Source organism: Bifidobacterium adolescentis ATCC 15703 (assembly GCF_000010425.1).
GTDB lineage: Bacteria > Actinomycetota > Actinomycetes > Actinomycetales > Bifidobacteriaceae > Bifidobacterium > Bifidobacterium adolescentis.
This window is the reverse complement of sequence record NC_008618.1, coordinates 1,604,691-1,619,289: the sequence shown is the minus strand read 5'-3', so window position 1 is coordinate 1,619,289 and position 14,599 is coordinate 1,604,691. Positions and strand designations below refer to the sequence as shown.

Annotated in this window: 7 protein-coding genes and 3 rRNA genes; all 10 read left to right on the top strand. The window is 59.1% G+C overall.

Translation table 11 applies throughout. The features are described 5' to 3' along the window. The first annotated feature begins 22 nt into the window (after positions 1–22). Entirely contained in the window at positions 23–679 is a 657-nt protein-coding gene (locus BAD_RS06865) for a peptide deformylase (RefSeq protein ID WP_003806691.1), read from the top strand. A 236-nt stretch (positions 680–915) separates the two neighbouring features. Continuing rightward, positions 916–2,460: a DNA polymerase III subunit epsilon gene (locus tag BAD_RS06860; RefSeq protein WP_011743612.1), complete on the top strand. Its 1,545-nt coding sequence runs from the start codon at positions 916–918 to the stop codon at positions 2,458–2,460. Between the two features lie 372 nt (positions 2,461–2,832). Further along, positions 2,833–4,364 (top strand): 16S ribosomal RNA (locus tag BAD_RS06855). A gap of 455 nt (positions 4,365–4,819) precedes the next feature. Further along, positions 4,820–7,894, top strand: a 23S ribosomal RNA gene (locus tag BAD_RS06850). A 202-nt stretch (positions 7,895–8,096) separates the two neighbouring features. Beyond that, positions 8,097–8,213 (top strand): 5S ribosomal RNA (gene rrf / locus BAD_RS06845). The 16S, 23S and 5S rRNA genes sit together here, the layout of an rRNA operon. A gap of 357 nt (positions 8,214–8,570) precedes the next feature. After that, the gene (locus BAD_RS06840; RefSeq protein WP_011743611.1) at positions 8,571–9,707 is read left to right on the top strand and encodes a LacI family DNA-binding transcriptional regulator; all 1,137 of its coding nucleotides are present in this window, start codon (positions 8,571–8,573) and stop codon (positions 9,705–9,707) included. A 106-nt stretch (positions 9,708–9,813) separates the two neighbouring features. Then, positions 9,814–11,112 carry an extracellular solute-binding protein gene (locus tag BAD_RS06835; protein ID WP_011743610.1) on the top strand — a complete coding sequence of 433 codons (1,299 nt, stop codon included), beginning with the start codon at positions 9,814–9,816 and terminating at the stop codon, positions 11,110–11,112. A 4-nt stretch (positions 11,113–11,116) separates the two neighbouring features. After that, positions 11,117–12,034, top strand: a complete 918-nt coding sequence (locus BAD_RS06830) for a carbohydrate ABC transporter permease (protein WP_003806603.1) — start codon at positions 11,117–11,119, stop codon at positions 12,032–12,034. Between the two features lies 1 nt (position 12,035). Beyond that, positions 12,036–12,914: a carbohydrate ABC transporter permease gene (locus BAD_RS06825; protein WP_003806602.1), complete on the top strand. Its 879-nt coding sequence runs from the start codon at positions 12,036–12,038 to the stop codon at positions 12,912–12,914. A gap of 11 nt (positions 12,915–12,925) precedes the next feature. Further along, positions 12,926–14,101: a glycoside hydrolase family 1 protein gene (locus tag BAD_RS06820; protein ID WP_011743609.1), complete on the top strand. Its 1,176-nt coding sequence runs from the start codon at positions 12,926–12,928 to the stop codon at positions 14,099–14,101. Positions 14,102–14,599 lie beyond the last annotated feature (498 nt).

The following is a 14,599-nucleotide window of genomic DNA, read 5'->3' as shown; positions in this document are numbered from 1 at the left end:
AGCCCGCAAGGAGATATGCCCCATGTTCGGACACAACTCGAAAGTGGACCTCGAACTCAACCGCGAGGTCGAAAAGCTCATCAAAACCGGCGGCAAAGAGAAAATCATGCCGATCGTGCAGGCCGGCGAACCGGTATTACGCCAGCAGACCATCGCCTATGACGGCCAGTTGAGCCGCAAAACGCTTGACAAGCTCATCGACACCATGCGCACCACCATGCTGGAAGCGCCGGGCGTGGGCCTCGCAGCCACCCAGATCGGTCTCGGTCTGGCTTTGGCCGTCGTCGAAGACCACGTATGCGAAGGCGACGATGGCGATCCGCGCGAAGCCGCGGAATTCCCCTTCCACGCCATCATCAACCCCAGCTACGAACCGATCGGCACCGAAACCCGCAGCTTCTACGAAGGCTGCCTGAGCTTCGACGGTTACCAGGCCGTACGCAAGCGTTGGCTTGACATCACCGCCCGTTGGCAGGATGAGGACGGCAACAAGCATGAGGAACATCTGCACGGCTGGCCGGCCCGCATCTTCCAGCATGAAACCGACCATTTGAGCGGTGAACTGTACATCGACCAGGCCGAAATCCGAAGCCTGACCACCAATGAGAACCTTGAGGATTTCTGGTGCGAGGATCCGGTACCGACCGAAGCGGCGGCCGAACTCGGCTTCGAACTGTAACCGAATAGTAGCCTCAAATCGCGCGGATTACGGTCATGGTTTCGCGCGGACGAAAAGCGAAAAGCCGAATGACTGAATAGCCGGATAGCCGTGTGTCAGAACAAGTGGAAGCGTCTCTCAAGCAAACGCCTGAGAGACGCTTCCCGTATTTTGCGGGCCGCTACGAATCATCGACAGATTGGATTCGCCAGCGAATTCCGCGAATTGAAGGTGGACATCGGCTACGATGTGCAGGTATGAGCGAATCGACGACGAATCAACCCTGGCTTGACGATGCGAAACAGGACATCGGGCAATGGTCGGCATCGATGCCGAAAGACGCCGACGAACAGCCGATCGACTGGCAGTGGATAGCGTCCCTCGACTTACGGCACGGCATCGGCGTCGCCGCGCAGCAGCATATCGATTTGCTGTCGGCGCTTCGTACCGCGTCGGCCGGCAATGTTACGTCAGAATCGTCCTCGACATCGCAGCCGTCTGCCCGACCGTTCGCGCAGCAGCTGCATGACCTGCTGAAAGATGATCTTGCGATTCGCGACCGGCTCGAACCTGTCATCGCGCAGTGCAACAGCACTTTCATGACGGATTTCGACCGACTCATCACCTCGTACCGTCTGCCACGCGCGCTCGCCTATGCGAACCGTCGGTTGTGCGACGAGATCGCGGTGTTGCGCCAAATCGGCGTTGCCATGGGACTGTGGACGATTACCGAAGAACGACGTGAGCGGGTGACGGTCCCGGTGCTGCAATCGGGGTCATCCGCAGCTGCCGGGGGAGTGGTGCTGGATGATATCCAGGATTGCACCGCAGACATCGTCAACGCTCGTGCGGCCCGTCGCGCCGCGGAGAAAAGGCAGAAGCACGCCAGCGACCATTCCGTGTCTCGCGCGAATCTGGGTGGCGTCACCAGTCCTGGCGGTTCCACATTGTTCGATTACGGTTCTGGTTCGACCGGTTCGGCGAATGGCACGCAGGAAAACGCCGTCGATCAAAAGCAGACCAGCCGCCTGTCCGAATACCGCAAGTCCGATTGGCGTGACGCTTACCTGCCCGGTCGTGACGTGGACAACGTCATGGGCATCGACATCGAAACCACGGGCACGGATCCGGCGCGCGTGTACATCATCGACGTCGGATTCGAATACATGAACATGATTTCCCCACGGCCTGCGGACGCTCCGGCTGGCTACCAATACGAGCAAGGCTATTACGAGGCGGGCGACGCTTACGGCCAGTCGCGGTTGGCTTTCGGCGTCCCCGCTGAAAACGCTGCGCTTGGCAATCCGCTGATTCTCGACTTGACCGGTATCGACGTGCGCACGCGTTCCGTTGCCGAAGCCGCTTCCTCGTTCCGCTTGTTCGATGAGTGGCCGGCGGCGCAGATCGGATTGCTGCAGCGATTGGAGCAGCAGCCTTACGTGGCGCACAACGCACGATTCGAACATAGCTTCTTCATGCTGAACGTGGCCGGATATGCGGAAAGCTATCGTGCCGGCAAAATCACGATCATCGACACGTTGCCGATGAGCCGCCGTTGGGATGAGGGGTCGATTCCCGACGATGAGCACCCATACGGCAACAACACGTTGGACGCGTACGCCAAACGCCAGGGTGCGCTTGACGAGAGCAAGTCGGAACGTCACCTCGGTTTGGAAGATACGCACATCATGTTGGTCGCCATGAAACATCACTTGGGTGTGCTTCGTGCCGAAGGTCGTGGTCCGTGGGGCGTGGATGGCAAATTTGGCATCGGCGGCAAACACTGTGGACGCCGTCGGTAGGTATTTGCCTCTCGGTTTGTCAAGTTTCGACACGCCGATGGAACGTTGGATTTCCAACGGTTCACGCGTTGTTCATGCGGCCCGGGTTGCGCGGATCGCGATCGTGCTGTAAGTTTATCTCTTGCTGCCGCTCAGCGAGTGGTCCGGTTCACTCCGGATTGCGAGGTGGGTGAGTGGTGGTGGTTTGAGAACTCAAGAGCGTATTTGTACTACTTCTTTATAGTCAATGATTGCCAGTTCATCGTCCGCTCCTTGCGAGTGGCCGGGAGGCCTTGAAGGACGGTGAGGTTTTTGTGCGATGCGCCTTTCCTTATAAGGCGATCGTCAATTTTCTTAGATGAGAGTCACGTGTTGGCTTTCCGCATAAGTTTTTTTGTGGAGGGTTCGATTCTGGCTCAGGATGAACGCTGGCGGCGTGCTTAACACATGCAAGTCGAACGGGATCGGCTGGAGCTTGCTCCGGCCGTGAGAGTGGCGAACGGGTGAGTAATGCGTGACCGACCTGCCCCATACACCGGAATAGCTCCTGGAAACGGGTGGTAATGCCGGATGCTCCAGTTGGATGCATGTCCTTCTGGGAAAGATTCTATCGGTATGGGATGGGGTCGCGTCCTATCAGCTTGATGGCGGGGTAACGGCCCACCATGGCTTCGACGGGTAGCCGGCCTGAGAGGGCGACCGGCCACATTGGGACTGAGATACGGCCCAGACTCCTACGGGAGGCAGCAGTGGGGAATATTGCACAATGGGCGCAAGCCTGATGCAGCGACGCCGCGTGCGGGATGACGGCCTTCGGGTTGTAAACCGCTTTTGACTGGGAGCAAGCCCTTCGGGGTGAGTGTACCTTTCGAATAAGCACCGGCTAACTACGTGCCAGCAGCCGCGGTAATACGTAGGGTGCAAGCGTTATCCGGAATTATTGGGCGTAAAGGGCTCGTAGGCGGTTCGTCGCGTCCGGGTGTGAAAGTCCATCGCTTAACGGTGGATCCGCGCCGGGTACGGGCGGGCTTGAGTGCGGTAGGGGAGACTGGAATTCCCGGTGTAACGGTGGAATGTGTAGATATCGGGAAGAACACCAATGGCGAAGGCAGGTCTCTGGGCCGTCACTGACGCTGAGGAGCGAAAGCGTGGGGAGCGAACAGGATTAGATACCCTGGTAGTCCACGCCGTAAACGGTGGATGCTGGATGTGGGGACCATTCCACGGTCTCCGTGTCGGAGCCAACGCGTTAAGCATCCCGCCTGGGGAGTACGGCCGCAAGGCTAAAACTCAAAGAAATTGACGGGGGCCCGCACAAGCGGCGGAGCATGCGGATTAATTCGATGCAACGCGAAGAACCTTACCTGGGCTTGACATGTTCCCGACAGCCGTAGAGATACGGTTTCCCTTCGGGGCGGGTTCACAGGTGGTGCATGGTCGTCGTCAGCTCGTGTCGTGAGATGTTGGGTTAAGCCCCGCAACGAGCGCAACCCTCGCCCTGTGTTGCCAGCACGTCGTGGTGGGAACTCACGGGGGACCGCCGGGGTCAACTCGGAGGAAGGTGGGGATGACGTCAGATCATCATGCCCCTTACGTCCAGGGCTTCACGCATGCTACAATGGCCGGTACAACGGGATGCGACACCGCGAGGTGGAGCGGATCCCTTAAAACCGGTCTCAGTTCGGATTGGAGTCTGCAACCCGACTCCATGAAGGCGGAGTCGCTAGTAATCGCGGATCAGCAACGCCGCGGTGAATGCGTTCCCGGGCCTTGTACACACCGCCCGTCAAGTCATGAAAGTGGGTAGCACCCGAAGCCGGTGGCCCAACCTTTTTTGGGGGGAGCCGTCTAAGGTGAGACTCGTGATTGGGACTAAGTCGTAACAAGGTAGCCGTACCGGAAGGTGCGGCTGGATCACCTCCTTTCTACGGAGAATTTCAGGACACGGTTCCGTGTCCGGTGTGAGCCCCGTGCTCGTGGAATGGTTCCACGGTCTCGCATGGGGATGCTGGTGTGGAAGAGATCATGGGCTTGGATGTCCCGTCGGGATGTCCGGGAGTGGTATGGGTATGCTTTTGGGCTCCCGGACCGCCACCCCACAGGTTTTCTGTGGCGCGGTTCGATGCCCATGCGTGGTGGCCGGTCCTGGGTGGCTGGTCGGATCGTGTGGCGCGTGGTGGTTTGAGAACTGGATAGTGGACGCGAGCAAGAGAAACTGAAAGAACGTTTCTTTTTGCTTATCGCGATTTCGCCAAACTCTTCAATTGAGTTTGGTTTCGAGATCGATCGTTTTGTGATCATTTTAGTGTTAAGATTTGTCGTCTGGCGATCTTGCTATCAGGAAACCCGCGGGTGGGGCAATGACAATTTGTTTTGCTGTTGTGCCGCTTGCGAGGGCGTATGGTGGATGCCTTGGCAGACAGTACCGATGAAGGACGTTTGAGGATGCGATAATCCTAGGGGAGCCTCCAACATGGCTTTGATCCTAGGGTCTCCGAATGGGGGAACCCGCCGGCCGTCATGGGCCGGCACCGCCTATGGGCGGGGGGTACGCAGGGAAGTGAAACATCTCAGTACCTGCAGGAAGGGATACTCCGTGAGTAGTGGCGAGCGAAAGCGGATCAGACCAAACCGGTTGCGCGTGATACCCGTCGGGGGTTGCGTTGCCGGTGTTGTGGGATCACGTGTCCCGGTTCCGACGGACCGGGCGGGAGTCATAAAACGGCTTGCCAGGGGAACAGGCTTGAAGGCCTGGCCGTAGAGGGTGCCAGCCCCGTACCTGGACGTGAGCCGTCTTCCGATCGTGTTGTCCCAAGTAGCGCGGGCCTCGTGGAATCCCGCGTGAATCAGCCCAGACCGTTGGGTAAGTCTAAGCATACCTGTCTGACCGATAGCGTACCAGTACCGTGAGGGAAAGGTGAAAAGCACCCCGGGAGGGGAGTGAAACAGTTCCTGAAACCGTGCGCCCACAAACCGTCGGAGCCTCCTTGTGGGGTGACGGCGTGCCTATCGAAAAATGAGTCTGCGAGTCAGTGGCGGGTGGCGAGCATAAGCCGTGTGGCGTATGCGTAGCGAAAGCGAGTCCGAATAGGGCGTTTTCAGTCGCTTGTCCTGGACCCGAAGCGGGATGATCTAGCCCTGGGCAGGTTGAAGCGCGGGTAAGACCGCGTGGAGGACCGAACCCACCTGGGTTGAAAACCGGGGGGATGACCTGGGGCTAGGGGTGAAAGGCCAATCAAATTCCGTGATAGCTGGTTCTCTCCGAAATGCATTTAGGTGCAGCGTCGGTTGATTGCGTCGCGGGGGTAGAGCTACCGGATGCTTGCGGGCCCTTGTTGGGTACCAACAGCAGCCGAACTCCGAATACCGTTGACGTGTATTCCGGCAGTGAGTCGGCGGGGGATAAGCTCCGTCGTCGAGAGGGAGACAGCCCAGACCGTCGTCTAAGGTCCCGAAGCGTGTGCTAAGTGGGAAAGGATGTGGAGTCGCATAGACAGCCAGGAGGTTGGCCCAGAAGCAGCCATCCTGAAAGAGTGCGTAACAGCTCACTGGTCTAGTGGTTCCGCGCCGACAATGTAGCGGGGCTCAAGCACACCACCGAAGACGCGGCAGCAATCTTCATGGTTGCTGGGTAGGAGAGCGTCCTGCGAGGGGCGAAGCGGCCGGGTAACCGTGCCGTGGACTTCGTGGGAGTGAGAATGCAGACATGAGTAGCGAGAGACGGGTGAGGATCCCGTCCGCTGGATGACCAAGGGTTCCGGGGCCACGTTCGTCGTCCCCGGGTGAGTCGGGTCCTAAGGCGAGGCCGACAGGCGTAGTCGAATGGATGAACGGGTGGATATTCCCGTACCGACCATGGACCGGCAAAACCGAGACGGTGAGTACTAACCTCCGCCTCGTGGTGGTTCCTTCCTTCGGGTTGGTTCCGTCGCGTGGTGTTGGGAGCGTAGCCGCAGTAGGTCAGCGCAGGGGTGACACGGAATGGGAGCCGGCCGCGGAGGTGGTTTTCCGTGGTCAAGCACGCAGCCAGTCATGTAGGCAAATCCGCATGGCATGCATGGCGAGGTGTGATGATGGGAGCCGTTATGGTTCGATATCCGGTTGTCCAGGCCGTCGAGAAAAGCCTCGGCGTGAGGGCCATGGCCGCCCGTACCCCAAACCGACACTGGTGGTCAGGTAGAGAATACCAAGGCGATCGAGCGAATCCTGGTCAAGGAACTCGGCAAATCACTCCCGTGCCTTCGGTTATAAGGGAGACCCACTGGGGTGAAGGACCTTGCGTCCGGAGCTTTGGTGGGTGGCACAGACCAGGGGGTAGCGACTGTTTACCAAAAACACAGGTGCATGCGAAGGCGAAAGCCGCTGTATATGCACTGACGCCTGCCCGGTGCCGGAAGGTTAAGAGGATCCGTCAATCCCTTCGGGGACGAAGCGGTGAATTCAAGCCCCGGTAAACGGCGGTGGTAACTATAACCATCCTAAGGTAGCGAAATTCCTTGTCGGGTAAGTTCCGACCTGCACGAATGGCGTAACGACTTCCCCACTGTCTCGACCAGGAGCTCGGCGAAATTGCAGTACGAGTAAAGATGCTCGTTAAGCGCAGAAGGACGAAAAGACCCCGGGACCTTTACTATACCTTGGTATTGGCGTTAGGCGCGGATTGTGTAGCATAGGCGGGAGGCTTTGAAACGGTGGCGCCAGCCATCGCGGAGCCGCAAGGTGAAATACCGCTCTGTTCTCGTTTGACGTCTAACCTCGACAAGTCATCCTTGTCAGGGACAGTGCCTGGCGGGTAGTTCAACTGGGGCGGTTGCCTCCCAAAGAGTAACGGAGGCGCTCAAAGGTCCGCTCAGCCCGGTTGGCAATCGGGTGTCGAGTGTAATCGCACAAGCGGGCTTGACTGCGAGGACGACGGTCCGAGCAGGGACGAAAGTCGGAGATAGTGATCCGGTGCCGGCGCACGGGCGCGGCATCGCTCAACGGATAAAAGGTACCCCGGGGATAACAGGCTGATCATTCCCAAGAGTCCATATCGACGGGATGGTTTGGCACCTCGATGTCGGCTCGTCGCATCCTGGGGCTGGAGCAGGTCCCAAGGGTTCGGCTGTTCGCCGATTAAAGCGGCACGCGAGCTGGGTTCAGAACGTCGTGAGACAGTTTGGTCTCTATCCTCTGCGCTCGTTGGAATCCTGAGGAGGCCTGCCCATAGTACGAGAGGACCTGGGTGGACGAACCTCTGGTATGCCGGTTGTCGCGCCAGCGGCACGGCCGGTTGGCTACGTTCGGGAGGGATAACCGCTGAAAGCATCTAAGCGGGAAGCCTGCTCCAAGATTAGGATTCCGTACGGTCTTGAACCGTTGTAGCCCGCATGTTGAACACGTGTTTGATAGGCCGGAGGTGGAAGCCCCGTGAGGGGTGGAGCCGACCGGTACTAACGGGCGACGGCGACATAACATTCCGATCCTTTTGCGGGGTTGGTTCCGCGTCTTTCCTGTGCTGGATCGTCCTGGACGGCAATATGCGTTGGGATGGTCACTGAACGATACAACGATAGGTGTTTGCCTCGCGTCCGCTAGCCGGTTCCCAAACCGCCACATGATAATTGAATGGCCGGAATGGTTGCCTTGTTTTGGTTGTCGTTCCGTGATCGCGGTTTTGCGGTGGTCATAGCCCTGGTGAGACGCCCGGTCCCATTCCGAACCCGGTAGCTAAGGCCAGGCGCGGCGATGGTACTGCACTCGAGAGGGTGTGGGAGAGTAGCACGCCGCCGCTTCAAACGTTGGGGGTTCCCGTCGAGCATCCTGCTCCGGGAACCCCATTTTTTATCCCCGAATCTTTTGTTCCTCCTCCCGGTTCTTCCGGCTGACCCCATGCGGGTTCCCGGAAGGGCTTTTTTATTTCCCGTATTTCCTTCTTCCTTCCGGGACTCCCGTGGGGCTTGGCTTCCGGGGACCCCGTCTTTCCATCCTTGATTTCCATCTGATTCCCAGGTCTCCCGCAGGGGCATGGAAATCCTTTCCACTCCTGGTTTTTTCTCTTCGGCGCCGCGGATTCCTGCTAGAAGACCGGAAAAACTATGGTTTTGGGACCTCGTGTGTGTCCCATGCATCAAAGCGCTTAGACTGGTCTTATGGCAAGAGTTACGGTGTATGACGTTGCAGAGAAGGCGGGTGTGTCTACCGCGACGGTCTCCTTCGCCTTCAGGCATCCCGACAAAGTGAAGGATGATACCAAGGCCAAGGTCCTCAGGGTCGCCGAGGAGCTTGGCTACGTTCCCAGCGGCAACGCACGTAGCCTTGCCAAAGGCAGGACGGGCACGTTGGGCATGTACGCGTTCGATATGCTGCTGGAAAGACCTCAGGGAAGCAACCTTGAGGATGATTGGCCTGATGTTTCCCCCAGATCCATCGACGAGCCTCTGGACGGTGACGAACCCAACGTTCTTGTATATCCGTTATACGTTGATGAGGTGCTCCGCGGCTTCGAACTCGAATGCTGGAAGAGCGGCAAGGGAATACTTATGGGAGCCGCCTCGGAAAGGGATGATCATAGATCTGTAACGGATATCGCCGGTCGCGTTGATGGTCTGGCGCTGATGCCAAGTGGATATAACGATGCGCTTCCTCTTTCCATGTTGGCGAAGACCATTCCGCTTGTAATGGTGGGTGTGGGCGATGAAAAACTGCCTGCCGCATACCTGCAATGCGATAACGCATCGGGCATGAGACAGATTGTCGACCATCTTGTCGAAGTCCACCATATCAACGATATGGCATTCGTCGGTGGTGTCAATGGTGGAGCGTGCGCGAGGGGTACCGACGCTGATGACGTCGTCTCGCGCTATGACGCGTTTAAAAAATACCTCGAGGAACGCGGGCTAGACTCCAAAGGGGCTCTGTTGGATGACTCTTTCGCCACGTCCGATGAATACATGGTGGGTTTGTGCGAGGCGATAGGATCCGGCAGACTGCCGCAGGCCTTGGTCTGCGGCACGGACCAGACCGCCTTCGGCGTGATCAGACTCCTCGAGGAGGCCGGTGTCCGGGTTCCCGACGACGTCATCGTCACCGGATTCGACGGAATCCTCGCCGGACGGCTGATGGAACCGCAGCTGACGACCGTCCGCCAGCCCATGGAGGACATGGGGCGCGAGGCGGCTCGCATGCTGCTTTCCAGGAACGGGGAGCCTTGGGAGAAGGCTGAAAGACGAGTACTCCCGGTTCGCCTCATTGTGCGCGGCAGCTGCGGATGCAATCAAAAAATCTAAGCGCATAAATCATATGGGCGTGTCGCCTTGACTTCCTCAAATCTAAGCGCTTAAATTGTAATATCAATCTAAGCGGTTAGATTGATATGAATCAAAGGAGATTTCAATGAGGAAGCCATTTTTCAAAGCGGTCGTGGCCGGCATGGCCAGTGTGGCGATGATTGCCGGTATGTCCGCGTGCGGACGGTCCGCGAACAACGCGGATTCCGATTCCGATGCGGTCAAGACCATCGATTCAAGCAAGGCCACCGGCGACCTGACCATCTGGGCCATGGGCAACGAGGGCGACCTGCTGGGTGATTTCGTCAAGGGATTCGAAAAGGAGAACCCCGACGTCAAGGTCAAGGTCACCGCGATCCCATGGTCCTCAGCGCACGACAAACTCCAGACCGCCATCGCCGCGGGCAACGGTCCCGACCTTGCGCAGATGGGCACCACCTGGATGGCCGATTTCTCCAACTCGTTCTCCACCGTGCCTGACAACCTCGACATGTCCGACTTCTCCGACGGGTCTAGGGCTACTGGCCAGGTTGACGGGAAACAGCTCGGCGTGCCTTGGTACATCGACACCAGAGTGCTGTACTACCGTACCGACATCGCCGAGATGGCTGGTTGGAACAAAGCTCCGAAGACTTGGAATGAGCTTAAGCAGATGGCTAAGGACATGCAGAAGGTCGATGGGGTCAAATACGGCATGAACCTCAACCCATCTGGCACTGACGCGTTCCTCGGAACTTTGCCGTTCTCCTACTCGGCCGGGGCGTCCTTGACTAACAAGGAACAGACGAAATGGACTTTCGAAGATACTGGCATAAAGAAGGGACTGAACTTTACCACCAGTCTCTACAAGGACGGCGTCGCGAACGTCAACGCCGACGTAAGCTCCGGTGCCGACATCGCGAACTTCGTGTCCGGTGACACTCCGATGATGCTGCAGGGGCCGACCGCCGTCAGCCAGATCAACGAATTGGGCGGCGACGGATTCGAATCCAAGTACGCCACCGTCGTCCTGCCGTCGATGGACGAATCCTCGGGGCCCGCCACGTCCTTCGTCGGAGGCAGCGACCTTGTGACGTTCAAGGATTCCAAGAACAAGCAGTCCGCGTGGAAGTTCATCCAGTGGGTCAGCAAACCCGAGGTGCAGGCCGAATGGTACAAGAAGTCCTCCGATCTGCCCGCTTCCCAGAAGGCATGGGACGATGACGCGCTCTCCGGCAACGACAAGCTTTCGGCATTCGGCGACCAGCTGAAGAACACCATGGCTCCGCCGGCGCTGTCCACCTGGGCGCAGGTGTCCTCCGCTGCCGACCGCATCCTCGAGCAGATAAACAAGGGACAGGTCTCCGTTGACGAGGGCTTGAAGAACCTGCAGTCCGAAGCCGACTCCATCGGAACGGGAAACTGATCCCATGAGCCTCGGGACAAGAAAGACAAAGACGGAGGGCTCGGGCAACGTCCTCCGCCGCCGCCGTACGATTCTCGCATGGGGATTTGCCTTGCCTTTCGCAGTCGTGTTCTGCGTATTCATGCTGATTCCCCTCCTGTCCTCGATGGCGATGTCCTTCACCGACATCACCTCCAAGGACCTTCGCACCCCGTTCAACGTCAACTTCGTCGGACTGGACCAGTACATCACCCTGTTCCACGACCACCGTTTCCTGCACGCGTTGGGCGTCACCGGAATCTTCGTGCTTGTCGGCCTGCCGATCACCATGGCGATCGCCCTCGCATTCGCGGTGGCCCTCAACAAGGGATCCAAGCACCTCAACGCGTTCTTCAGGGCCGTGTTCTACGCGCCGGTTGTCGCCAGCGTGGTCGCGGTCTCCGTCGTGTGGAGGTACATCCTCCAGAAGGACGGCCTGCTCAACTCGCTCCTGGCCGTCTTCGGTATCGCCGGGCCGGACTGGCTGCACGACACCCGCTACGCCCTGCCCGCGCTGATGGCCATGACCATCTGGCGCAACATGGGAACGCTGATGATCATCTTCCTCGCCGGCCTGCAGGCCATCCCCGAGGAATTGAAGGAGGCTGCGGCCATCGACGGCGCAGGCAAATGGCGCACCTTTCGTAGCATCACGCTCCCGCTGCTCAAGCCCACGCTGCTGCTGGGTGCCGTGCTTCTTTCCGTCGCCTACCTGCAGTTCTTCGAGGAATCCTTCGTGATGACCCAGGGAGGACCGCTCGATTCGACGCTCTCCGCCGCGTACTACGTGTACCAGAAGTTCGGTTTCGGACAGTACGGCATCGCCTCCGCAGCCAGCTGGGTGCTGTTCATCATCATCGCGCTGGTCAGCGTGCTCCAGTTCCGCATTCTCAAGGAGGATTGAGATGACAGCCACGACAGTCGCGGCCTCGAGGCCGCAAAGCAACAAGCAGTCGCTCTGGCGCCGATTCGTCAAGGGGCGTGGACTCTCCTACTGCGTCCTCGCGGTGATCGGAGTCTTCTGGATCTTCCCGTTCCTGTGGATGGCGCTGGGCTCGTTGAAGACCCAGAGGGAGATCCTCGCCAAACCGCCGAAGCTCCTACCCGAGCACGCCTCGCTCGCAAACTTCGCGAAATGGTTCGGGGAGCTGAACTTCGGCACCTACTTCACCAACAGCATGGTCGTCGCCGTGATCACCGTCCTCGGGAACATGGTGTTCTGCTCCATGGTCGGATACGCCCTGGCGAAGATGGACTTCGCCGGCAAGAACATCTTGTTCGGCGCCGTCATGGTGACGCTCATGGTTCCGAGCGTGGCCACGTTCGTCCCCCTGTTCGTGATCATCTCGAACATGGGACTCGCGAACTCCTACGCGGCGCTCATCCTGCCGTTCCTGTGCCAGCCCATCGGAGTCTTCCTGATGAGACAGTTCATCTCCGGAATCCCCGACGCGCTGATGGAGGCCGCGAGGGTCGACGGCGCCGGTGAGCTGCGCATATTCTTCCAGATCGTCCTGCCCCAGTGCGGGCCGCCGCTGGCGACGCTGTCCATCCTCACGTTCCTGTCCTCCTGGAACAACTTCCTGTGGCCGTTGGTCGCGGCCCAGACCGAGGAGAAGTACACGCTGCCCGTGGCACTGTCCCTCTACTCCACCGGCCAGAACGCCACGAACTACAGCGTCCTGCTCGCCGGAGCGGTACTGGTGGTCACCCCGATCCTCCTCCTGTTCGTATTCCTGCAGCGCTACTTCATCCAGGGCGTCGCCGGAACGGGCATCAAATAGAAAGACATGTCATGAAAGAACAATACGAGTTCCCGCCGGAATTCATCTGGGGCGCGTCCACGGCCGCGCACCAGATTGAAGGGAACAACGTCGCGAGCGACTGGTGGGCCAGGGAGCATGCCGAACGCACGGATCTCAGCGAACCGTCGGGAGACGCGGCCGACAGCTACCACCGCTACGGCGAGGACATCAGAATGCTCGCCGACGCCGGATTGGGCATGTACCGCTTCTCCATCGAATGGGCCCGCATCGAGCCCGCGGAGGGCTGCTTCTCCAAAGCGCAGCTGCTGCACTACCGCCAAATGATCGACGCGTGCCACGAGAACGGCGTCGAGCCCATGGTCACGCTGAACCACATGACACTGCCGCTGTGGCTCGCCACCAAGGGCGGATGGCTCAACGCCGATGCCGTCGACTACTTCGCCCGGTACGTGCGGTACGTGATGCCGATCCTCCACGACGTCACCTGGGTCTGCACCATTAACGAGCCGAACATGGTCGCGCTGACCCGTGGCGGAACCGAAGGCAGCGACTTCGTGGCCGCCTCGCTGCCCGCGCCCGATCCGGACATCTCCGCCACGCTCGTCAAAGCGCACAGGAAAGCCAGGGAAATACTATCCGAGAACCCGCGTATCAAGTCCGGGTGGACCATCGCCTGCCAGGCGTTCCACGCCATGCCCGGATGCGAACGGGAGATGGAGGAATACCAGTACCCGCGCGAGGACTACTTCACCGAGGCCGCGGCCGGGGATGACTTCATTGGGGTGCAGGCCTATCTGAGGACCTTCATCGGCAAGGATGGCCCCGTGCCAGTCCCCGAGGACGCGGAACGCACCCTCACCGGCTGGGAGTACTTCCCGCCGGCGCTGGGCATCGCCATCCGCCATACTTGGAACGTCGCCAAACGCACGCCGATAATCGTCACCGAAAATGGCATCGCCACTGCCGATGACCGCCGGAGAATCGATTACACCTTCGACGCCATAGCCGGCATGCACGACGCGATGGACGACGGTATCGACGTGAGGGGATACCTCCACTGGTCCCTGCTCGACAACTACGAGTGGGGCTCGTTCGCTCCGACGTTCGGCCTGGCCTCCTGGGACAGGGACACCTTCGAACGCCATCCGAAGCCATCCTTGGATTGGCTAGGATCAATCGCGAGAAAGGGGGTCATGGCCAGATAGAAGCCGTTTCCTCTCCATCCATTACATGAAAGGGCGCACGTTTTGAAACGTGCGCCCTTTCGTTTGATTTGGCGGATTCAATAGAAAACGGGTATAGCCCTCGATCTGGAAGAACATGTCCGTCCGGCGGCCGATGCTCGCGGCTGGCATACGCCGAAAACGCAGCACTGCTGTTCCCGTAAGGTCGCATCTCCCTTAACGTGTCAAGCGTCTCCTGATACGTTGCTGTATCGACGCCGGTTTCGTCATTCCTTGCCTTTCCCGAGTGGCCCTGTCGGCCAAGTGCGTTTCAACTCGAGAAAATAGCCGGGTTATGGCGGACCGGCGGGGAGGGGCGTGCTGGACGCCTGCGCGAACTCGGTCTGACCCGATTCGCTGGATGTCTAGCCACAATGGAATGACTTGATGCGTATTCCAAGCCGGACGGAGGATGGAATGCATCTCCACGCGGATGGCGGCCGAATTCTTAAGTGTTTGCACCAGCGTTACATAAAACGC